The following is a 20,760-nucleotide window of genomic DNA, read 5'->3' as shown; positions in this document are numbered from 1 at the left end:
GTAGTAAGTATCTTAAAAAACAGATAAAGCTGTATCTCCTGTGAACACAATGGGTGCCACCAAGCTGTTATCTGAAAAGCTGTTTCATCAAGCAAACCGCCACGTCCAAAACAAAGGAACCTTGTTTTGTTCGGTCCGCTTTGGAAATGTTCTCGGTTCCAGAGGTTCGGTCATCCCCATATTATTTGAACAGATGATGGAGGGTGAACCTCTGACCATCACAGACAAAAACATGACCAGATTTTTCATGTCAATAGACGATGCAGCTACATTGACATTACAATCTGCTGCTATTACAAAAGGCGGAGAAACCTTTATTTTCAAAATGGAATCACTGAAACTTGAAGAACTGATTCATGGGTTTGAAGAATATGCATCGCAGCACGGGCTCCCGCGGCCGGCTGCAGTAGAAGTGGGCAAGCGTCCAGGTGAAAAGCTTCACGAAGAATTAACATCTCCACATGAAATTGAATCACTGTATGAATGGGGCAACCTTTATGCAATCCTTCCAGAGCCGGAAAAACATCCTGACTTTCGCAAAGTCAATCTGCCTGGGTATCAATCAGATCAAGCCCCGCTCATTACGAAAGAAAGAATTGCTCAGATTATTGAAGAATTGCATCAAGAGAAAAAGGCATAAAAACAAGCCTGTCTATCCATTAGGCAGGCCTGTTTTTAACAGTTTATTTATTAAAGAGATGCAGATAGCTTTCGTATCCTTCTTCTTTCAGCTTATGCTTCGGAACAAACCGCAGCGCTGCTGAATTTATGCAGTAACGAAGTCCGTTTGGACCCGGTCCGTCATTAAATACGTGGCCAAGATGAGAATCAGCAGTTCGGCTTCTTACTTCTGTGCGAATCATGCCGTGGCTCGTGTCCAGTTTTTCTTCCACTTCTTCTTCTTCAATCGGCTTTGTAAAGCTTGGCCAGCCGCAGTGGGAATCAAATTTATCTTTGGATGTAAACAATGGCTTGCCTGACACAATGTCTACATACAACCCTTCTTCCTTATGATCCCAATATTCATTTTGAAACGGCGGCTCCGTGCCGTTATTTTGCGTTACTTCATATTGCATGCGATTTAACGACTTCATTTTTTCTTCTTTATTGTACGCCATTTATTTAGCCCCCCAATGCTCGCTGATAAATCCCGCACGTCCGGAACCTGTCCGGTAGCGCTGATAATGTGCTGGATTCTTTTTATAAAAATGCTGATGGTAGCCTTCCGCTTCATAGAAAGGTTCAGCTTTTAAAATGTCCGTTACAATCGGATCTTTAAAGATGCCGCTTTCCGCCAGACGTTGCTTGGAAGCTTCCGCAAGCTCCTTTTGTTTATCATTATGATAAAAAATGGCTGCGCGATAGGAACTGCCGCGATCAGCAAATTGCCCCCCGGCATCTGTCGGATCGATTTGCTGCCAAAATAATTCAAGCAGTTTTTCATAAGGGAATACATCAGGATTAAACGTGATTTGAACGGCTTCACGATGTCCCGTCGTTTCACTGCACACCTCTTCATACGTAGGGTTTTCAGTATGGCCGCCTGTATACCCGGACACCACTTTTTCAATTCCCGGCTGTTCGTCAAAAGGTTTAACCATACACCAAAAACAGCCTCCTGCAAATGTGGCGATTTCTTTTTTTTCAGACATACTGGTGCCTCCTTTGTTAATACGTGGTATTATTATATTATAGCATGTAAAAATAGAATGAAAATGATTCTGCTTTTCAATAAAATCTATAGGTTTTAAGCAATATGCTTATGTAATGGAGGTTCACAAATTTGAAAGTAAGAACACAGATGATGTACGATATGGAAACTTTACTCCGTAAAGTCTTTAAACAAATACGCAATGAAATCAATGAAATTTTAGATAAAGAGCTGTCGCGGAATGAATTCACCATTCTTCGGATCCTCAGTGAACAAGGGCCTAAAAAAGTCACTGAATTTGCGCCTATTTTAGAGGTATCGGCAAGCCACATTACGGCTGTGACCGATGCGCTGGTAGAAAAGGAATGGATTACGAGAATCAGATCGAAGGAAGACAGACGCATCATCCGCATTCATATCACTGAAGCGGGCGAAAAAGTCCTTCAGCACTTTAACGAGAAAAAAACGGAATATTTCTTTAAACGCTTTGACTGCTACACTGATGCTGAACTTGCCACGTTAATCGAGCTCTTCAGCAAACTTGATAAAAAACGGTGAAAAAAAGCACATACCGATATATAGGTATGTGCTTTTCGCAGTGCTTCACTTATTTTTCAGTAAACAGCTTCATTGCTTTCCAGCGGCCATATCTATAATACAAAAATGCCGCGCAGCTGCTAAATAAAAAACTCATTCCGATTCCAAGCCCGATTCCTTTTTGTCCAAGCCAAGCTGAAAATAGAGCTGTGAAAGGATATCTCAACACCCAAAACGAGATCAAATTCAATACCAGAACCTGCAGCATCGCTCCCGCGGCCCTGACGATTCCGTTCAGCACAAAATTAATCCCAATAAAAGGGTAGAAAAACGCAATCCACTTCAAATATTGTTCACCAAATGCGACCGCATCAGGCTCACTGATAAATAACCTTATGAGATATTTACCAAATACCCAAATCATAACCGCAATCACCAGCATGCAGGAAATAACAGCTATCACACCTAGCCTTGCAATTGTTCCCACTCTTTTTTCGTTTCCGATTCCAATATTTTGCCCTGCCATACTATTGACGGCCGTACCGGCAGCCATTGCTGGAAGCGTGATGATACTATCAAGCCGCTGCACCGCGCCAAAGCCTGATACCACGTGATCCCCGTATGAGTTAACAACACTCATAATCGCCATCATACCGCCTGTAATCACCATCATCTGCAGACCTGCCGGAATCCCGAGTTTCAAAATCAACGCGGACTCTTCCCACTTGGGCATTCTCGGAATTGAGAATGGCACAAGCTTGTGTTTGACCACATAAAACAACCCATACAAAAACGCAATGCCCTGTGACAAAATCGTTGAATAAGCCGCTCCCGCTATTCCCATGCGGAACACAGAAATAAAGAGCGGCGCAAGCACTGTATTCAGTACAACAGCAAACGCAATAAACCGGAGAGGTGTCTTGCTGTCGCCCAGCGCACGAAGCACAGTACTGATAAAGTTATAACCAAACAAAAATAAAATGCCGATAAATTGAATCTGTAAATACGTCTCAGCAAGCGGTATCATTGACTCCGGCGTTTTTAGAAGACGCAGCAAAAGCTCTGAGAGAAAAAAACCGGCCGCGCCGAATCCGATGCTTAGGCCTGTTAATAAAACAACAAAAGCGTTAATATACGACGCCATTCCTTTTACATCATCTTTTCCTTTTTGCTGAGATAAAATGGTTAACGTCGCATTGTTAAGGCCCAAAATAAAAGACAGCACGGTCAAAACAATCGTGCTTGATACCGCGGTTGCCCCAAGGGCCTTTGCCCCCAGTAAATTGCCGATCCACAAGCTGTCTATAAATTGAAAGGAAACCTGCAATGCGTTTCCGAGCATAATAGGCATTGAAAACAGTACAAGCTGTTTCAGCACGTTCCCCTGTGTAAAATCGTATGCTTTCATCTTTTCTCCTTGTGTTCTCAAATTTTCTTCGGACCGCACGAAAAAAGAGACGTTGTTTCATGTCTCTTTTTTCATGACTTATCGGTTTTTTTTCGGTCTCGCATACCGAATGTAAACACCATCACACTTAGGAACAAGGCACAATAGGAAACATTCAAATACATTTGATCCATGTCTTCAGCAGCCAGATGATGATAAGCAAGCCAGCCGAAGTACAGGGAAAATGTAAAGGATAATAAACTGAAATACTGGTAAATCCTTTTCATTTTCAGTCACCTCTATTGTTTAGGATGGTAATAGGAAAACTCAATTTCATCTTTTTCTAAATTTATCTTATCCGCTTTGACATACATTCCATTCGTTAAAGGCATTTCTGACAAACGTACTTCAATGCTTTTATCTCCGGGGTGAACATGGACAAATGACGGCAATTCATAAAAGCTGTCCATATAATTTAACACAAAGCTAATTGGTATACTCAATTTCCCTAACGAAAATTTCGTGACATTCAGCTCTACATCACCGTTTTTTTTCACAGTCGGCTCAAAAGCGATAAACGCATCAATAGACGTGGAAAATGCCTTGATTTTCCCTGCGACATGAACATCATCATCAATCTCTACTTTATAATCAAGCTTGTTTGATGCTTTGTCGTTTAAATATGAGTTAACAAACGCAGCTAATGATTCTTTTGTGCTTGTCACTTGAAATCCATACTCGCTCTCAGATGAATCCTTCACCTGAGCCTGTTCCCCCGGGAGCAAAACAAGTGCCACAAACCCGGCGGCGAGGATAAAATTGATTGCAAGCAATATAAAAAACAGTCGCTTCCACTTATTCATGCTGTCACCCTACTCTTTCGGTAATCCTTCTTTTTTAATGGCTTGATAGACGCGCTTTGCGATAAGAGAATAACCCGTACCATTAGGATGAAAATCATCTTCCTCAGAAATTCGGCTGCTGTCACTTTTTTGATTGAACAAATCTTCGATATGAACGATTTTTGCATGTTTATCTTTTTTCAGCTCTTTTTCAGCAATATGGTTCCAATCCGTGACGACACCGTTTATTTCATTTAGTTCTGATAATGTAAACGTAAACGGATTGTACATGCTGACATAAATCAGCTCAGCGTGATCATTCAGCTTGCGAATTTCAGAAATGATTTTTTCAAAGCGCTTTTCGTACGGTTTTTCCGCTTCCTGAAACGGTTCAACGGTTAATTGCAGAAAGTTTTGGCGAAGGATTTTCATCAAATCATTACCGCCAATTGTAAAAAAGACATAATCTGCGTCCTTTATGCCTTTTTGAACCTTTTTATCTTTTAGTTTTTCTAATAAATCATCCGAACGGTTCCCTTTTACGGCATAATTTTTCACGTCGACCGTTTTGACTTGTTTATCTGACCGGATAGAATCCGCCACCTTGCCGACATATCCCTTTCCGTCGGGATCTCCGATTCCTTCTGTCAGCGAATCTCCGACAGCCGCTATGACAATGTGTTCTTTTGTTTTCGTTTCATGGGCTTTTTGTTTTCCCTCAGATGATGTACGTATGCTCGTACACGCAGTAAGAAGCAAAATCAAACTGGCCATGATTGAAAAAATGCGCAGCTTCAATCTTGTTGCTCCTTCCCATTCTACTAGTGGAAAGTGTATCATGTTTTAGAAGATTTGCAAATGCCTAGTCTCTTAGCTTACTTGAGTGTACTGGCTGACTTCACATCGGAAATGATATCATCGTACGGTGTATTCTCCACTCCATTGTAATCTTTCAGCACCTTACCGTCCGGACCTACCAAATAAAAAGAAGATTGATGAATCACTTGGTCCTCTCCCTCCGGCTTCTTTACGATCGCTTTAAAGCTCTTAAGTGCGAACTCCTCAATCTCACTCTGGCTGTATCCCGTGAGAAAATCCCAGTTATCAAAAGATAATGGATAATTTGCGGCAAATTTCTTCAGCTGTTTCGGCTTATCGTTTTCTGGATCAACACTAAATGATATGATGCGGACATCTATATTTTCGGCTTTCAATTTTTTTTGCAGATCGGTCATATGAGCGGTCATTGGCGGACATATAGTTTCACAATTGGTAAAAATAAAATCCGCCAGCCATACTTCTCCTTTTAAACTCTCTAAAGAAACGTTCTTGCCGTCTTGGTTTTGAAATGTAAAAGGCTCCACCTCGTAATTGAGCGGATCTTTAATCTGCTGTCCTCCGCATGCACACAAAAACAGAAAAATCAGCCCAGCCGTTAACCCCTTGATAACCTTCATGACATCCACCCTTTCCAGCCAGCATAAAAACGCTTTCTAAAACCGTCCTTACTGTCCCATGTTTGTATTCGATACTGAGCAAAAAAAATCCTGCATGCCTCCCATTAACGATTACAAAGGAGGGCATGCAGGTAAAAAACAGCATGTTACGCGTTGTGCTTTAACACCTCTTGATGAAAAACAGCCTGATAATCTGCCCACTTCATCCGGCGCTTCATATAATGTCGGAAAGAATACACTTTTGCCCTGCTGTTTGATGAAAACACTTCTTTTAAGTAGAATTGCAAATGGTGATGTAACATAAAGAAATAGTGCTCATCTTCCTTTAATACAGGTATTTCTGTCACTTTCACCTGAATCCCGTCACCGCGTTTGAACTCTAGGCTTTTGAGTAACAAGCTATCAATCCTCTTTTTTGTTTTTCTTCTATTATATATGATGCCAGCCGGGCTGTCTGTCATTTTGCGCGGTTGTGTAAAAAAATTAGATTAGCAAATGGAACAAGTCCTCATCCTTGTTCACCTCTACATAATGAAACGGTTTTTTGTTCATCCGTTCAATCAGCGGCCCATAATCGGCTTTGTTCTGCAGCTCGATGCCGACAAGAGCAGGTCCGTTGCTTTTATTATTTTTCTTCGTATATTCAAATCTTGTAATGTCATCATTCGGTCCGAGTACTTCGTCAAGAAATTCGCGGAGCGCCCCCGCTCTTTGCGGAAAGTTGACGATAAAATAATGCTGAAGACCTTCAAAAATTAAGGAACGCTCCTTCATTTCCTGCATTCTTCCGATATCGTTATTGCCCCCGCTTACCACACACACCACGTTTTTCCCTTTAATTTCATCCTTGTACAAATCAAGCGCTGCGACAGAAAGAGCTCCAGCCGGTTCAGCAACAACCGCACATTCGTTATATAATTCAAGAATGGATGTACATACTTTTCCTTCAGGCACAAGGAGAATGTCATCAACGACAGTTTCCAGCGTCCGGAAGGTTTCCTCGCCAATTTTTTTAACAGCCGCCCCATCTACAAACTTATCAATTTTATCAAGTGTGACGACATGCCCAGCTTTGTTTGATTCAAAGTAGGATGCCGCTCCCGCCGGCTCAACAGCAATTACCTTTGTATCAGGAGACACGTTTTTCAAATATGTACCTACCCCAGAGAGAAGGCCGCCGCCTCCGACACTTGCAAAAAGAAAATGCGGTTCTGTATCAATGTCGTTTAAAATCTCGACTGCGAGCGTTCCCTGTCCGGCCATCACATCCGGATCATCGAACGGATGGATAAACGTCCGAGATTCCGCCTCACAGCATTCAGCAGCGCTTTTATACGCGTCGTCAAACGTATCGCCTGTCAAAATAATATCGATAAATCCTTTTCCGAATAGTTCAACTTGAGATACTTTTTGTCTCGGTGTAGTAGACGGCATAAAAATTTTCCCGTGAATGCCAAGATGTTTACACGAAAATGCCACACCTTGAGCGTGGTTTCCGGCACTTGCACACACAACTCCGTTCTCTGTCTGCTCGCTGGAAAGCTGTTTCATTTTATGATAAGCCCCTCTGAGCTTAAAAGATCTGACAACTTGCAAGTCTTCGCGTTTTAAATAGATATTGCATTCATATCTCTCAGAAAGTCTGTCATTCCTCTGCAAAGGTGTGTGAATGACAACGTCCTTTACGTTTTGGTGAGCCTTCAAAATGTCTTTCACTTGGATGAGAGAGTTTTCTTTAAGCAACGGTTTCATGTACAGATTCCTTTCTTGTTTTAAATCCCTATTTAATATGCCATTATAACATGAAAATTCAAAAAATAAGACAATTATTTTTATTTAATAATTAAAAAAATACAGACTATGTCCACCACATCTTGTGGTAACTTCTGTTCAACCATTATCCTGCAGAGTCAAGAAAAAAGATGATCGTAAAATAAAGGGTGTTTTCAACCAAAAGGCATGATATAATGAAACCAATTAGAACCAAAAGGAGCCAATTGATGAATAGTGCACCAAAACTCAATACATTTCAACATCTAATCGGAGAACATCAAACTTTTCTGGAAGCGAAGCGAATCGCCAAGCAGTTCTCGTTATCGGAGCTTCCTGTCTTAATAACAGGAAAAATCGGAACAGGCAAAAATCACTTCGCACATGCCATACACTTGGAATCTTCGAGAAGCAATGAACCGTTTATAAGCGTCAATTGCAGCACCCATTCGGAAGAAACCCTTATTCATAAGCTTTTTGGCCCTAACGGAAACACAGGTGTTTTTCAAAAAGCGGTACGAGGAACCCTTTTTCTTGATGATGTATGGCGCATGCCTGCTTCTGTACAAGCTCAGCTGTTAAAAGCGCTTGATTCAGACACGGAGAAACCGCGAATGATCTGTGCTTCTGCAGACCGATCCGTGGAACATACATTCAGGCAAGACTTATTCTACAGACTGAACATTTTAACGCTCACACTGCCCGAATTATCGGAACGAAAAAGCGATATTCCGCTTTTGACACAGCATTTTCTCTCAAATTCTGGTCAGCAATTGTTAATCGATCCCTCCGTTTTTCCCGTGCTTGAGAAGCATGCATTTGAAGGCAATGTCAGGGAATTAAAAAACGCTGCAGATTATATGGCGGCAGTATCAAGCGGGGGAACGATTCAGCCATATGACCTGCCGCCGTATATTAGAGGCACGATAGACGGAAAAACGTCGAAGAAAAAAGCGAAACTGCTGACTTTAATGGAAAAAGCTGAGTTTTTGTTTATTTTGGAAACAATAAAAGTATTGAACGAAAAAGGAGAACCTGCCAGCAGACGGATCATTTCTGAACACAGCAAAAATACCCAAACCTCGTTAACTCCTCAGCAGGTCAGAAGCCGTCTCGACTATTTGGAGAAAAAAGATTATGTCACCAAAAGCCGCGGACGCGCAGGCACAAAAATTACCTTTGAGGGCTTGAGCTTTATAGAGACGTTAAAAAATCAAATGATCTAGCGATCGAAAGGAGAATGTACTTGTTTACAATCAAAGAAGAGATCGCCAATGCGATTACACACGGCATCGGTGTCCTCTTATCCATCCCAGCATTAGTGTTTCTAATCATATTTGCGGCTAATTACGGGTCTGCATGGGACATTGTCAGCTTTACAATATTCGGTGTCTCTATGCTGCTGTTATATTTGAGCTCCACCCTGCTTCACAGCATCACACATAAAAAAACGAAGGACATTTTGGAGATTATTGATCATAGCGCAATTTACGTACTCATCGCCGGAACCTACACGCCTTTTTTGCTTGGGCCGCTGAAAGGCACACTCGGCTTTACCCTGTTGGTTATCGTATGGTCACTTGCCCTAGGCGGAATCGTTTTTAAAATTTTCTTTGTGAAACGGTTTATCCTATTGTCAACCTTCGTGTATTTAGTCATGGGGTGGCTGATGATTATTGCAGTTAAACCTTTATATGCTTCACTAAGCGGAGCGGGATTCAGCCTCCTTTTTCTCGGCGGCATTTTATACTCTGTCGGAACCATCTTTTACATTTGGAAAAAGATCCCCTTCCATCACGCCATTTGGCACAGCTTTGTATTGGGCGGGAGCGCTGCCATGTTTTTCTGCGTGCTCTTCTATTGTGTAAAGGTGCCGTTCCTTTCGTAACAGTAACAGAAAAGCGCAGTCTTCACGACTGCGCTTTTTTTATGCACGTAATTGTTTTTCATTGGCAGGTATATAAGCTTTTGAAAAGGACAATTCAATGTCTGCCGGTTTTAAGCGTTTAAAAAACGAGCCCTTTTGCATGTTATCTGTTCCTTTCGTTTCCACCATCACCAACGGAAGATGATAGCGGGCCGCAAGTTCTATAGGATCAATAGAACCATCTAGTGAAAGAATCAGGCTTTGTCCCTTTTCCAGCTGTTTTGTCACATCTTCATATACCTTTTCTGAATCACCGTCTGAAATCACATCCATCCGATCCAGCCATTGCCCGATAAAAGGCAAGCGGAACACTTTTGGGTTGGCGATAAAGCCAGCCGGTTCCTCAATATATCCAGCAATTAAGGCCAGTTCAGCCAAACGCAAACGGGGATGCACATACAAAACAGGACCTTGTGGTATTGGCTCTGGCTGATGGATTGTCACAACTGAACCGGAGATGCCGATACAGCCTTCCAAAAACGCCTTTGGCTGTTCGTACACAAGAGTCATCTGTTTTTTGTATGACAGACGGGGATCAAGCATTGCTTGATTAAATAATTGTTTCATATTTTTTAACAGCATATACACAATATAAACCACTAGAAGGCTGTAGCGAACCAATTAAAATCCTCCCGCTTTAGAAGAATTCTTTTTTTCATACATTAGAAATTCGTAATCATACGGGTTTTTTTCGTCTTTGATCCCCTGCTCAGAAGAAACCAGCTTCCAATTGGATTCATCAAATTCAGGGAAGTGACGGTCACCCTCAAACTCGTGATGAATTTTCGTCATATACAGTCTGTCCGCATAAGGGAAAAGGTCCGTATAGAGCTGAGCCCCTCCGATCACAAAGCATTCTTCAGGGCCTGAACAAATGTCCAGTACATCCTTTAATGAACCGACAACCGTGCATCCCGGAAATTCTGAAGCCGGCGCTGAGGTAACGACAATATTTTTCCGATTTGGAAGCGGACGTCCGATCGATTCAAATGTTTTTCGGCCCATAATGATTGAATGGCCCGATGTTACTTTCTTAAAGTATGCAAGATCATTGGGCAAATGCCACGGCAAATCATTGTCTTTGCCGATAAGCCTGTTGGCATCCATCGCAAAAATGAATGAAATCATACGCTTACCGCCCCTTTTTGCTCTAAAACATGTCTGCATAAATCCTTAAACTGTTTCATTTTTTTCATCCTTTAAAAGTAGTCTTCTAGTAGTGTAACACAATAAAAAATCATTTCTGAACCCAGAAATGATTTTTTTATAGTCAGCTGACGACAGGCTTTTCATCCTGTTCTTTTTCTTCATCTTGCAGATCCTGATGCGTATGTGCAATTCTGCTCGCCGCTGCTGCAGCAAGAGCTGCCACAATATCATCCAAAAAGGTGTGAATACCGTCTGGACTTTCATCTAGTTCCTTAATAATTCCAATCTTCTCTTTATCCAAATAACCGAAATTGGTCAAACCGATCGACCCGTACACATTAACGATTGAAAGCGGGATAATTTCATCTATGCCGTAAAGCGGTTCATCCGTTTCAACAAGGTGCTGCAGCGGTTCGGGGAGAAGCTTCTTTTCTGCAAGCTGATCGAGTGCAAGGCCTGTCAAAACAGCATGAATAATTTCACGTTTGTTCAGAACTTTTTCTACATTCTCCATGCAAACACTGAGCGGCAGATTTGGATTGTATTTTTCCTGAAGTTTTTGAACAATCCGTGCAATATCTTCTATCATAACGCCCCGTTTGTTCAGCATATCCTTTGTTATATCGACCATTTCATTCATTGTGTACTTTTTCATGTCTAATGGCATCTCCTTTAGGCACTCATCCAGTTGGGAGGCGTGTTGCGGTCCCAGTAAATACTCCCAAGCTCATGATGTGATTGAAATCCATCTTCTGCTGTATGATAATGAAAATTAAACCAGTAGCCGTCATGAGGCGGGTGGTCTCTTCGCACATGGAATCTGAGAAGATCTTCTCCAGTTGTCCGATTATAAACGTTGAAAATTTTTTCCGTTTTGCCCGCTGAAGGCATGCTTGAGATCACAACATCTTGGTACGCCTCATCATCTTGCAATGTCGCTAAATAATCACTAATCACATTTTCGATTTTTGGCAGGATCTCTTTCCGATAGTCATCCTCAATGACAGGAGCGATTCTGCTGCCGAATTTTAAAAAGGACTGATCCTCAGCGCTGTCAAGGAGCTGTTCCTTGTACGATTGAAAAAGCAGTTCAGGATCTCGCCTGTCATCCGACTCATCATCGTACAGGTCATGCTCATCATAAAAAGCGGTGTAATCATTCTGCTCAAGACTGCTCGGCTGTCCGGAAGGCTTGTCCGCCATAAGGGCAGCCGGAGGAGATACGAGCCCGAACGTTACAATGGTAAATAAAACCACAAGGGTCTTTCTCATCCACAATTTCATGACTGCTTATTCCTCTCTATTTTATTGTCATGTTTCTCTTATTTTAGCACATCCAAAACATGCAAGTCATGTACTATATGAAACTGAAATGCAAATTAGGAGATTCGTTGCTATGCACTTTGCGTAAAAACGCTTACAATATTCCATGAAAGGAGGCTTTCCGCATGATTGACGCTCTGTTTGCCACAGTTTCACTCTTAACATTGTTATACTTTGTCGTCATGGAGGTCACCGATTAACAGAAAGCCCGTGATATGAATCACGGGCTTGTTTGAATGACGCCATAATGGAACAGTGCTGTTTTTCTTTTCATGACGTTAAAACCAAACTGTTCAAACCGCGGGCTTTTCCAGTGGTCTTTTAGCACAACGCTTTTTCTGGCAACTCGTACCGCTTCATTGATACATCCTTCGCGCAAAACGGAATCCTCTGCCAAATCACGTAAAGGCGCGATACCGTCAGAGGTTTCTACAGGTTCATGAAACATTGGATCGAAATAAACCACATCAACAGAGTTGTCAGGAAGCTGCTTGATGTGTTCAAAGCAATCACCATTCTTCACCTGGATTCTTCTCATCGCAGCTTGAAGCTCTTCTATACCCGTTTCCCATGAATGCAGCCCCATCCTCACTAAAACAGACACAAGATGGTTTTTTTCAATCCCAACAACAGAACCCGTTTCGCCTACTGCCATACTTGCGATAATGGCATCTGACCCCAGCCCGAGTGTGCAATCTAAAAACGCATCCCCTTCAGATAAGCCGGCAGCCCGAAGCATAGGCTCTTGCTCTCCCTGTAAGAAGCGTTTGGCTCTAAACATCGCTGTATTCGGATGAAAAAAGAATTTGGCACCTTGTTTCGTATACAGCTCAAACCGCTCTTTGCCGACCACTAGCAAATCACGTTCAGCTGACTTCAACAGGTGTTCAACCGTTTGTTTATTCCGGCCGCAGTATGGCATATTTAGCTCTTTAGAAAGCTGCTTTGCAGTTTTTATGGTGTGTTCAGACGGTCTATAGCTTGTTGTTATCATCTTCTGTACTCCCAAAAAGAAAATGCCCGGAAAACGGGCATTTAGCAGTGCGCATCGAAGGCAGCAGTCAGATTTTTCATAATTTCTTCCATATCGTGTCCTTCAATTTCATGACGCGGAATAAAATGTACGACTTCTTTGCCTTTCAAAAGAGCCATTGATGGTGAAGAAGGCTCCTGGCCAGTAAAATACTCACGCATTTTCGCAGTAGCTTCTTTATCTTGGCCCGCAAATACAGTCACCGTATTGTCAGGTGTTTTGTCATTCTGGAGGACTGCCTGTGTAGCCGCAGGACGCGCAAGGCCTGCCGCGCAGCCGCATACAGAGTTAACGACTACAAGAGTTGTGCCCTCTGCCTTTTCCATAAAGTTTTCTACTTCTTCCGCTGTTGTTAACTCTTCAAAACCTGCTCCAGTCAGCTCGCGGCGCATCGGCACGACAAGCTGGCGCATGTATTCTTCATAAGCCATTGACATAAAAAAAGCCCCCTCTAGTATCCTTCATCTGAAGTAAAGGATACTATAGAGAGGGCCGGATTTCAAATGTTCACACCTTAAAATAAAAGAAAGTGTCCCCAGCTATCTAGATTTTCATAATACCGCCGGTGTTGGCACTTGTCACAAGTTTAGAATAACGTGCCAGGTAGCCGGTTTTCACTTTCGGTTCAAAACCTTTCCAGTTCGCTTTTCGTTTTTCCCACTCTTCTTCTGGCACTTGTACATCCAAGATGCGTTTTTCGATATCAACGATAATATGGTCTCCGTTTTCAACAAAGGCAAGCGGCCCGCCCTCAGCGGCCTCAGGTGATACGTGGCCGATTGAGAGGCCACGGGAGGCTCCGGAAAAACGTCCGTCCGTAATCAATGCCACTTTTGGTCCGAGTCCCATTCCAACGATTTGGGATGTTGGCGCCAGCATTTCCGGCATGCCAGGTCCGCCTTTTGGCCCTTCGTATCTAATGATGACAACGTCGCCTTCTTTTACTTTTCGGTTGATAATGCCGTCAAGCGCCTCGTCCTGAGAATCGAATACGACAGCCGGCCCTTCGTGTCTTGTAATCCCATTCTGTACGCCGCCTGTTTTAATGATAGCGCCGTCCGGAGCTAGATTACCGAATAAAACAGCAAGGCCACCCTTTTCAGTGAATGGTTGATCCAGCGGATGAATGACGTCATAATCCTTTACTTCATGTCCGGCAATGGTTTCTCCAAGAGTTTTTCCTGTAACAGTCAGCGCATCTAAATGAAGCGCTCCTTCTTTCTTGGAAAGCTCATTCAGAGCCGCTGACACGCCGCCCGCTTCATGAAGATCTTCAATAAACACATCCGATGCAGGAGCCAGCTTGGCCAAGTGCGGCACGCGCTCAGCGACTTCGTTAATGCGTTCTAAAGAGTATTCAACGCCGGCTTCGTTTGCAAGGGCAAGCGTATGAAGAACGGTATTTGTAGAACCTCCGAGCGCCATATCGAGTGCAAACGCGTTATCAATCGCTTTTACTGTAACGATATCACGCGGTTTGATATCTTTGCGAATCGTTTCCATTAATTGCGCAGCCGATTTTCTCACAAACTCTTTGCGTTCCGGAGATGTCGCCAGAATAGTTCCATTACCCGGCAAGGCAAGACCAAGTGCTTCTGACAGACAGTTCATTGAGTTCGCCGTAAACATGCCTGAGCAAGACCCGCACGTTGGGCATCCGAACTGCTCTAGTTCTTGAAGCTCGTTTTCGTTGATTTTCCCTGCTTGGTAGGCGCCTACCCCTTCGAATACTGAGGAAAGGGAGATTTTTCGCCCGTCACTTGTTCTTCCTGCCGCCATCGGTCCGCCGCTGACAAAAATCGTCGGAATGTTGATGCGCATTGCCGCCATAAGCATTCCCGGTGTGATTTTGTCGCAGTTCGGAATACAGACCATTCCGTCAAACCAATGTGCGGATACAACCGTTTCCACAGAGTCTGCGATAATTTCACGGCTTGGCAGCGAATATCTCATACCGATATGCCCCATTGCGATGCCATCATCTACCCCAATGGTATTAAATTCAAACGGAACGCCCCCCGCTTCTCTGATTGCTTCTTTTACGATTTTCCCAAACTCCTGCAAGTGAACATGACCGGGAACGATATCAATGTATGAATTACACACCGCAATAAACGGCTTGCCGAAATCCTCTTCTTTTACTCCTGCTGCACGAAGCAAACTGCGGTGCGGAGCTCTATCGATTCCTTGTGTGATCATATTACTGCGTAATTCTGCCATGGTGATCCTCCTAAATTCTTTCAATTGTTTGATTGGATTTTATTTTGACAATTTTCAGTTTATTTATGGGCTGTTTTTGCAAATAAGATAAATACAGGCCGCCCTCACCTTGTTTTGTTCTTTCGTGTTTTTATATTTATATAGCTTTCTTTCGATTTGAACCCTCCAACTATTAATATTGTTACTTACTATAAATAGTTTTCGGATATTTTTCAACAATATTCGAAATAATTTTTATAAAAAGTGAATTCACATAAAAAAGGTGCATGATCTGCACCTTTTTTATTTCTATTCGCCTTTTTTTCTGCTTTCCGTCATTTGTTTCCAAACAGAACCTTTTGCTTCTTCTCCATGCTCAATACGTTCAAGCGCCATTTTGACTTGAAGGCTGACCTCAAATTCGGGGTCATCTTCGGCAGCGCGCAAAGCTTCAATTGCACTTTCATCCCCGACTTCATACAGGAACATGGCCGCACGCCAGCGAACAAGCTTGCTGGAGTCGCTTAACGACTTGATCATAGCGGGAATGGCTTGAGGATCGCCGATATCAGACAGGCAGTCTCCGGCCGTTCTTCTGACTGATACAGCTTTGTCCTCAAGTGCTTTATACAATAGAGGAAGAACATCAGGTGTTTCAATCATCCCTAAGTACACAACAGCCTGTCTTCTGATGGACACCTTTGGATCATCCAATGCCTTCTGTAAAACCGGGATATCCTCTTCTTTCGGATCCATCTGTTCCAAGTGTGCATAACGCTTTTTCCAGTCCTCATCATCCAGCATGTCAAGCGTTACTTTATACGCTTTGCGCTGTACAGCTTGTTTTGCTTCGCCCTTTCCTTGAGCGGCTGCTTCAGTCAGTCGTTTCAGCCGTTCATCACTGTATGCCGCCTGAAGCTCTTCTGTCACATCATGGCCGATTTCATCAAAGTCACCGAATCTGACACCTTGTTCTTTCCAAGCCCGCTCAAACACAACATTGGAAGCTTCAGATCTAAGTTTTAAGATCGCCTGCTGAAAGCGTTCAGGTAAGCCGAAGCGTTCTTCCCGCTCTCCATCGGTTAATTTAACTTGCATAGGAATGCCGCTGAACATCTGCACAAAAACTTTTACCTCTCCAAAAGATTCTTGATCAGAACGATTTTCTTCTCCGCCTTCAGCACTTTCCATCCCAAATGCAGTGCGGACTTGCGGTAATATGTCTTTCCAGTCGTATCTTGCATTCCGTTCAACAGCAAGAAAATCTGCGACGTGATATACCCCTTTAACTCCATCTATTTTAAGAATTTCCGCTATAACAGGCGGTGCGCCTTCTGCTTGCTCAGGTTTATAGTTATTGCTTTTGCCCGCCGGAAGCTCTTCCGTTAAGATGACTTTCATTGTATTCGGGCTTGGTGTAGGTTCAATTGATTTTATCTTCATGATCGTCCTCCTATAGCATATCTGTGACTTATTCTATCATAGTCGCTCCAAGCCTTCTATTACGACGTTTTGGCATCAATCCCGGGTATTTCTTTTTCTAATTGGCGGACAAACTGAAGCATAAAATTGTGTCTTTCTTCTGCCAGTTCCCGTGCAGTGTCTGTATTCATCATATCTTTCAGCCGCAGCAGCTTATGAAAAAAATGAGCGTAGGCGCTTTGCTCATCTCCATAAAGGCCATGCCCTTTTGCGCCCGCAAACATGAAAGCTCTCGCAATGCCGACAGCACCAATCGCATCAAGTCTGTCAGCATCCTGTACGGCTTTTCCTTCAATTGAGAGCGGCTCCTTCGCCAATTTCCCCCTGTCCCGAAAGGACATCCTTGTTATATTATGAATCACCCTGTCAGCATTCTCTTTTCCTACTCCGAAAAAAACGAGCTGATCATATACTTCGCTCACAGAAAGCCTGACCGTGTCAGGCAGCTTCATATCAATTAAATCATGAACCAAAGCCGCTGTTTCAACAATGAACAAATCCGCTTTTTCCTTTTCTCCAATATACGCTGCAAGATCTGCTACTCTTGATACATGATGCCAGTCATGTCCAGAGCTTTCGTCAGTCAGGATAGATTGAACCCATGTCCTGATTTGCTCTGCCTGCTTCAATTCCTTCACAAAAACACCCTCTTTTTATTGCTCTAATAGCTTCACGATATCGTTTTCCAGCTCTTTCGGATTTGTATTTGGTGAATAACGGCCAACGATTTCTCCATTTCTATCCACTATAAATTTCGTGAAATTCCACTTGATCGCCTTAGTTCCCAGCATCCCTTTCGCATGTTCTGTCAAATACACAAACAGCGGGTGGGCGTTTTTCCCGTTTACATCCACTTTTGAAAACATAGGAAATGTAACACCGTAATTTGTTTCACAAAATTCCTGTATGTCAGCCTCTTCACCAGGCTCTTGGTTCATGAATTGATTGCAGGGGAACCCTAAGATCTCCAGCCCCTCCTGCTGATATGTATCATATAATTCCTGCAGCTGCTTTAATTGGGGAGTAAAACCGCACTTACTTGCTGTATTCACGATCATCAGTACCTTTCCCGCGAAAGGCTGAAGTGTCATGTCTTTCCCTGTGATTGTACGTACCTTCATATGATAAATAGACATGTAAGTCCCTCCTATGTCCCTAGTGCTGATTATTTTACCTTTTTTAAATCGCAATTCAAAATGTAAACATCAATTAAGAACTCATAAGAAACCTAACGATATGAGCGTCCGTTCATTATCAATTCATATGGCTCATTTTTTATCTTAATCATTCTATAAAACATTACAATTCCCTCTGACATCATGGAAAATCATTTTACTGTGAAACCAAAAGGCGTGTCAGTGCGTTTTATTTAAAGAGTTTTCTGTTGTTTCCCCCTCAACACGCATAGATAGATTGAAAATTGGCGTGAAAATTCCTATAATGAAGAAAATTAAACGGGGAAATAATGGAGGTGGCACGTTGCCTATTAATATACCAACACACCTGCCGGCAAAACAGGTGCTTGAAAGTGAACATATATTTGTAATGGATGAAAGCAGAGCATTTCATCAGGATATCCGGCCGCAAAAAATTATTATATTAAATTTGATGCCGAAAAAAATCCAAACAGAGACTCAGCTTCTCAGATTGCTTGGAAATTCGCCTTTACAGGTTCATTTCACATTTTTAATCCCAAGCACACACACGCCGAAAAATACTGCGAGAGAACACCTTGACGAATTTTACACGACTTTTTCCAATATCCGTCACAAGAGGTTTGACGGCATGATTATCACCGGTGCGCCGATCGAGCATTTGGCGTTTGAAGATGTTTCATATTGGGAAGAGCTCAAGGAAATCATGGAGTGGAGCAAAACAAATGTCACTTCAACCTTGCATATTTGCTGGGGTGCTCAAGCAGGTTTGTACTACCATTACGGTGTGGAAAAAATTCAAATGCCGAAAAAAATCTTCGGTGTGTTCGAACATACCGTTCTTTCAAAACACGAAAGATTGGTAAGAGGTTTTGACGAGCTATACTACGTGCCGCATTCCCGGCATACAGATATAAATATGGAACAGCTTCAAGCAGTGCCCGATTTAAACATTCTTACCGCATCAAAGGAAGCCGGGGTTTGCTTAATTGTGTCAAAAGACGAAAAACAAGTCTTTTTGACAGGGCACCCTGAATATGATACAAATACGCTTCTTCAAGAGTATGAAAGAGATTTGGAACGAAACCTTTCTACTGTCGAAGAGCCTAAACATTATTTTGCAAAAGGCAGCAACGAGCCAGTGAATCGCTGGAAAGCGCATGCCACATTATTGTTTATGAATTGGCTGAATTATTACGTTTACCAAGAAACTCCTTATGAATGGGACTAATTTTTCTTTTTTTAGTGATACGCTGAGCAAAAAATATGATAAAATACATCTGATTCAGTCTGCGTATAACAAAAATTTAAAATACTGGAATCCAAATCATTTAAAATTAGCTTAACTTTTTCACTGCATTAATAATTCGATTATGTATTTGTGTTATGTTTATGTATAGACAATAACTCCTTACGATGCATGAAGCTTGCTTGTTGTTGATTACATTGAGGTGAATTTACTTGAATACCAATAAAAGAGTATTAATTTTGACTGCAAATTACGGAAATGGACATGTGCAGGTAGCCAAAACACTTTATGAACAATGTGTACGGCTCGGCTTTCAGCATGTAACAGTTTCTAATTTGTACCAAGAGTCAAATCCGATTGTTTCAGAGGTAACTCAATACCTTTATTTAAAAAGCTTCTCAATCGGGAAACAGTTTTATCGTTTGTTTTATTACGGAGTTGACAAAATCTATAATAAACGTAAATTCAATATTTACTTTAAAATGGGTAATAAAAGATTGGGCGAACTTGTCGATGAACATCAGCCCGATATTATTATTAATACATTTCCGATGATCGTCGTGCCGGAATACAGACGCCGAACTGGAAGAGTCATTCCTACCTTCAACGTTATGACTGATTTTTGTCTTCATAAAATTTGGGTTCACGAAAACGTGGATAAATATTATGTGGCGACAGATTACGTGAAGGAAAAACTGCTGGAGATCGGCACTCATCCAAGCAATGTAAAAATCACAGGAATTCCAATCAGGCCGCAATTTGAAGAATCCATGCCGGTTGGCCCGATATATAAAAAGTACAATCTTTCACCAAACAAAAAAGTGCTTCTGATCATGGCAGGTGCCCACGGTGTATTAAAGAACGTAAAAGAGCTGTGCGAAAACCTTGTCAAGGATGACCAAGTGCAAGTGGTTGTCGTGTGCGGGAAAAATACGGCTTTAAAAGAATCTTTGAGTGCGCTTGAGGCGGAAAATGGTGACAAATTAAAAGTTCTGGGCTATGTGGAGCGCATTGATGAGCTATTTCGGATCACAGATTGCATGATTACCAAGCCCGGCGGCATTACTTTGACAGAAGCCACAGCCATTGGAGTGCCTGTCATTCTGTACAAACCCGTGCCTGGCCAGGAAAAAGAAAATGCAAACTTCTTTGAAGACCGCGGAGCTGCCATCGTTGTGAACCGTCATGAAGAGATTCTCGAATCAGTCACTTCCCTTCTTGCAGATGAAGATACCTTGCATCGCATGAAGAAAAACATTAAGGACCTTCATTTAGCAAACTCCTCTGAAGTGATTTTAGAGGATATCCTGAAGGAATCAGAAATGATGACTGCCAAACAAAAAGCCAAAGTGCTATCGTAATGGCGTACTTGAGAGCATACGAAAATCGTGTGCTCTTTTTATTTATATTCAGCCATCAATAAAAGCGGTTACATTTTTTTATGGAACTTGCCCTTCTTTTGAAAAATAAGCCGTTTCGCAACTTGACGGGTGCTCCCAGATGGTGTATAGTTGAACCATCATTTAACAATGAATCAAAGTTAAATGATGACAAAATTTTTTTTAGCACATGGGTGCTACAGTACTAGGAGGAATTAAGC

The 20,760-nt window shown here is 42.3% G+C and carries 25 protein-coding genes and 1 pseudogene; 7 read left to right on the top strand and 19 right to left on the bottom strand.

What is annotated here, in order from left to right:
• Nucleotides 1-19: 19 nt before the first annotated feature.
• Nucleotides 20-640, top strand: a pseudogene (locus NYE22_RS10580) (polysaccharide biosynthesis protein); the annotation flags it as partial.
• 43 nt (nt 641-683) lie between these two features.
• Here the strand turns inward: NYE22_RS10580 and msrB are convergent.
• Entirely contained in the window at nt 684-1,118 is a 435-nt protein-coding gene (msrB, locus tag NYE22_RS10575; protein WP_021481498.1) for a peptide-methionine (R)-S-oxide reductase MsrB, read from the bottom strand.
• Entirely contained in the window at nt 1,119-1,652 is a 534-nt protein-coding gene (msrA, locus tag NYE22_RS10570) for a peptide-methionine (S)-S-oxide reductase MsrA (RefSeq protein ID WP_014477117.1), read from the bottom strand. It lies immediately after the preceding gene.
• Nucleotides 1,653-1,783: 131 nt separating this feature from the next.
• On the opposite strand from msrA, the gene NYE22_RS10565 reads away from it, so the two are divergent.
• On the top strand, nt 1,784-2,209 hold the full coding sequence (locus NYE22_RS10565) for a MarR family transcriptional regulator (protein WP_004398634.1): 426 nt from the start codon (nt 1,784-1,786) through the stop codon (nt 2,207-2,209).
• Between the two features lie 49 nt (nt 2,210-2,258).
• Here NYE22_RS10565 and NYE22_RS10560 read toward each other — a convergent pair whose 3' ends face one another.
• The 7 genes from NYE22_RS10560 to ilvA all read right to left on the bottom strand — a co-directional run bounded on the left by NYE22_RS10560 (nt 2,259) and on the right by ilvA (nt 7,626).
• Nucleotides 2,259-3,596, bottom strand: a complete 1,338-nt coding sequence (locus NYE22_RS10560) for an MATE family efflux transporter (protein WP_342412523.1) — start codon at nt 3,594-3,596, stop codon at nt 2,259-2,261.
• Between the two features lie 71 nt (nt 3,597-3,667).
• Nucleotides 3,668-3,862: a protein YpmT gene (ypmT, locus tag NYE22_RS10555; protein WP_003230808.1), complete on the bottom strand. Its 195-nt coding sequence runs from the start codon at nt 3,860-3,862 to the stop codon at nt 3,668-3,670.
• Between the two features lie 12 nt (nt 3,863-3,874).
• Nucleotides 3,875-4,438 (bottom strand): YpmS family protein, encoded by a 564-nt coding sequence (locus tag NYE22_RS10550; RefSeq protein ID WP_015251867.1) that lies wholly within the window; start codon nt 4,436-4,438, stop codon nt 3,875-3,877.
• Nucleotides 4,439-4,447: 9 nt separating this feature from the next.
• The gene (locus tag NYE22_RS10545; protein WP_032726008.1) at nt 4,448-5,215 is read right to left on the bottom strand and encodes an SGNH/GDSL hydrolase family protein; all 768 of its coding nucleotides are present in this window, start codon (nt 5,213-5,215) and stop codon (nt 4,448-4,450) included.
• A 77-nt stretch (nt 5,216-5,292) separates the two neighbouring features.
• Nucleotides 5,293-5,874, bottom strand: a complete 582-nt coding sequence (gene scuA / locus NYE22_RS10540; RefSeq protein ID WP_003245947.1) for a cytochrome c oxidase assembly accessory protein ScuA — start codon at nt 5,872-5,874, stop codon at nt 5,293-5,295.
• A 146-nt stretch (nt 5,875-6,020) separates the two neighbouring features.
• Entirely contained in the window at nt 6,021-6,272 is a 252-nt protein-coding gene (locus NYE22_RS10535; protein WP_004399020.1) for a DUF2535 family protein, read from the bottom strand.
• 85 nt (nt 6,273-6,357) lie between these two features.
• Nucleotides 6,358-7,626, bottom strand: coding sequence for a threonine ammonia-lyase IlvA (ilvA, locus tag NYE22_RS10530; protein ID WP_014480067.1), 1,269 nt, complete (start codon nt 7,624-7,626; stop codon nt 6,358-6,360).
• A 248-nt stretch (nt 7,627-7,874) separates the two neighbouring features.
• On the opposite strand from ilvA, the gene NYE22_RS10525 reads away from it, so the two are divergent.
• Together NYE22_RS10525 and NYE22_RS10520 are read left to right on the top strand one after the other, a co-directional pair.
• Nucleotides 7,875-8,870, top strand: coding sequence for a sigma-54-dependent transcriptional regulator (locus NYE22_RS10525; RefSeq protein ID WP_072173276.1), 996 nt, complete (start codon nt 7,875-7,877; stop codon nt 8,868-8,870).
• A gap of 20 nt (nt 8,871-8,890) precedes the next feature.
• A complete protein-coding gene (locus tag NYE22_RS10520; protein WP_004398522.1) occupies nt 8,891-9,532 on the top strand; it encodes a hemolysin III family protein in 642 nt (213 codons plus the stop codon).
• A gap of 39 nt (nt 9,533-9,571) precedes the next feature.
• Here the strand turns inward: NYE22_RS10520 and NYE22_RS10515 are convergent, their stop codons facing one another.
• The 10 genes from NYE22_RS10515 to NYE22_RS10470 form a co-directional block, all read right to left on the bottom strand.
• Nucleotides 9,572-10,192, bottom strand: a complete 621-nt coding sequence (locus NYE22_RS10515) for a hypothetical protein (RefSeq protein ID WP_021481503.1) — start codon at nt 10,190-10,192, stop codon at nt 9,572-9,574.
• Nucleotides 10,193-10,699 (bottom strand): dihydrofolate reductase DfrA, encoded by a 507-nt coding sequence (gene dfrA, locus NYE22_RS10510; RefSeq protein ID WP_015714128.1) that lies wholly within the window; start codon nt 10,697-10,699, stop codon nt 10,193-10,195.
• 142 nt (nt 10,700-10,841) lie between these two features.
• Complete coding sequence (locus NYE22_RS10505; RefSeq protein ID WP_021481504.1) at nt 10,842-11,375, bottom strand: phosphatidylglycerophosphatase A; 534 nt, start codon at nt 11,373-11,375, stop codon at nt 10,842-10,844.
• 17 nt (nt 11,376-11,392) lie between these two features.
• A complete protein-coding gene (locus NYE22_RS10500; protein WP_009967559.1) occupies nt 11,393-12,004 on the bottom strand; it encodes a YpjP family protein in 612 nt (203 codons plus the stop codon).
• 259 nt (nt 12,005-12,263) lie between these two features.
• Nucleotides 12,264-13,037: a class I SAM-dependent methyltransferase gene (locus NYE22_RS10495; protein ID WP_032726010.1), complete on the bottom strand. Its 774-nt coding sequence runs from the start codon at nt 13,035-13,037 to the stop codon at nt 12,264-12,266.
• A 41-nt stretch (nt 13,038-13,078) separates the two neighbouring features.
• A complete protein-coding gene (gene brxA / locus NYE22_RS10490; protein WP_003230794.1) occupies nt 13,079-13,513 on the bottom strand; it encodes a bacilliredoxin BrxA in 435 nt (144 codons plus the stop codon).
• A gap of 106 nt (nt 13,514-13,619) precedes the next feature.
• On the bottom strand, nt 13,620-15,296 hold the full coding sequence (ilvD, locus tag NYE22_RS10485) for a dihydroxy-acid dehydratase (protein ID WP_009967560.1): 1,677 nt from the start codon (nt 15,294-15,296) through the stop codon (nt 13,620-13,622).
• A 288-nt stretch (nt 15,297-15,584) separates the two neighbouring features.
• On the bottom strand, nt 15,585-16,718 hold the full coding sequence (locus NYE22_RS10480; RefSeq protein WP_101502399.1) for a conserved virulence factor C family protein: 1,134 nt from the start codon (nt 16,716-16,718) through the stop codon (nt 15,585-15,587).
• A gap of 59 nt (nt 16,719-16,777) precedes the next feature.
• A complete protein-coding gene (gene hdhQ, locus NYE22_RS10475; protein WP_101502400.1) occupies nt 16,778-17,395 on the bottom strand; it encodes an Mn(2+)-dependent (deoxy)ribonucleoside pyrophosphohydrolase in 618 nt (205 codons plus the stop codon).
• Nucleotides 17,396-17,410: 15 nt separating this feature from the next.
• Entirely contained in the window at nt 17,411-17,893 is a 483-nt protein-coding gene (locus NYE22_RS10470; RefSeq protein ID WP_015251858.1) for a glutathione peroxidase, read from the bottom strand.
• 343 nt (nt 17,894-18,236) lie between these two features.
• On the opposite strand from NYE22_RS10470, the gene metA reads away from it, so the two are divergent.
• The 3 genes from metA (at nt 18,237) to NYE22_RS10455 (ending at nt 20,748) form a co-directional block, all read left to right on the top strand.
• Nucleotides 18,237-19,142 (top strand): homoserine O-succinyltransferase, encoded by a 906-nt coding sequence (gene metA / locus NYE22_RS10465; protein WP_021481508.1) that lies wholly within the window; start codon nt 18,237-18,239, stop codon nt 19,140-19,142.
• A gap of 230 nt (nt 19,143-19,372) precedes the next feature.
• Nucleotides 19,373-20,521 carry a diglucosyl diacylglycerol synthase gene (locus tag NYE22_RS10460; protein ID WP_003246153.1) on the top strand — a complete coding sequence of 383 codons (1,149 nt, stop codon included), beginning with the start codon at nt 19,373-19,375 and terminating at the stop codon, nt 20,519-20,521.
• 80 nt (nt 20,522-20,601) lie between these two features.
• Nucleotides 20,602-20,748 (top strand): hypothetical protein, encoded by a 147-nt coding sequence (locus NYE22_RS10455; protein WP_120028300.1) that lies wholly within the window; start codon nt 20,602-20,604, stop codon nt 20,746-20,748.
• Nucleotides 20,749-20,760 lie beyond the last annotated feature (12 nt).

The organism is Bacillus sp. FSL K6-1560, assembly GCF_038592935.1.
In the GTDB taxonomy this organism is placed as follows: Bacteria; Bacillota; Bacilli; order Bacillales; family Bacillaceae; genus Bacillus; species Bacillus subtilis.
The sequence above is the reverse complement of the archived record's forward strand: the minus strand, read 5'-3'. Positions and strand labels throughout refer to the sequence as shown.

Bases quoted from the DNA above. Each gene is read 5' to 3' on its own strand.
- ilvD (WP_009967560.1), bottom strand. From the start codon at position 15,296: ATGGCAGAATTACGCAGTAATATGATCACACAAGGAATCGATAGAGCT.
- dfrA (WP_015714128.1), bottom strand. From the start codon at position 10,699: ATGATTTCATTCATTTTTGCGATGGATGCCAACAGGCTTATCGGCAAA.
- msrB (WP_021481498.1), bottom strand. From the start codon at position 1,118: ATGGCGTACAATAAAGAAGAAAAAATGAAGTCGTTAAATCGCATGCAA.
- NYE22_RS10500 (WP_009967559.1), bottom strand. From the start codon at position 12,004: ATGAAATTGTGGATGAGAAAGACCCTTGTGGTTTTATTTACCATTGTA.
- NYE22_RS10495 (WP_032726010.1), bottom strand. From the start codon at position 13,037: ATGATAACAACAAGCTATAGACCGTCTGAACACACCATAAAAACTGCA.
- ilvA (WP_014480067.1), bottom strand. From the start codon at position 7,626: ATGAAACCGTTGCTTAAAGAAAACTCTCTCATCCAAGTGAAAGACATT.
- NYE22_RS10550 (WP_015251867.1), bottom strand. From the start codon at position 4,438: ATGAATAAGTGGAAGCGACTGTTTTTTATATTGCTTGCAATCAATTTT.
- ypmT (WP_003230808.1), bottom strand. From the start codon at position 3,862: ATGAAAAGGATTTACCAGTATTTCAGTTTATTATCCTTTACATTTTCC.
- NYE22_RS10525 (WP_072173276.1), top strand. From the start codon at position 7,875: ATGAATAGTGCACCAAAACTCAATACATTTCAACATCTAATCGGAGAA.
- NYE22_RS10470 (WP_015251858.1), bottom strand. From the start codon at position 17,893: ATGTCTATTTATCATATGAAGGTACGTACAATCACAGGGAAAGACATG.
- NYE22_RS10505 (WP_021481504.1), bottom strand. From the start codon at position 11,375: ATGAAAAAGTACACAATGAATGAAATGGTCGATATAACAAAGGATATG.
- NYE22_RS10560 (WP_342412523.1), bottom strand. From the start codon at position 3,596: ATGAAAGCATACGATTTTACACAGGGGAACGTGCTGAAACAGCTTGTA.
- scuA (WP_003245947.1), bottom strand. From the start codon at position 5,874: ATGAAGGTTATCAAGGGGTTAACGGCTGGGCTGATTTTTCTGTTTTTG.
- NYE22_RS10455 (WP_120028300.1), top strand. From the start codon at position 20,602: ATGGAACTTGCCCTTCTTTTGAAAAATAAGCCGTTTCGCAACTTGACG.
- msrA (WP_014477117.1), bottom strand. From the start codon at position 1,652: ATGTCTGAAAAAAAAGAAATCGCCACATTTGCAGGAGGCTGTTTTTGG.
- brxA (WP_003230794.1), bottom strand. From the start codon at position 13,513: ATGTCAATGGCTTATGAAGAATACATGCGCCAGCTTGTCGTGCCGATG.
- NYE22_RS10480 (WP_101502399.1), bottom strand. From the start codon at position 16,718: ATGAAGATAAAATCAATTGAACCTACACCAAGCCCGAATACAATGAAA.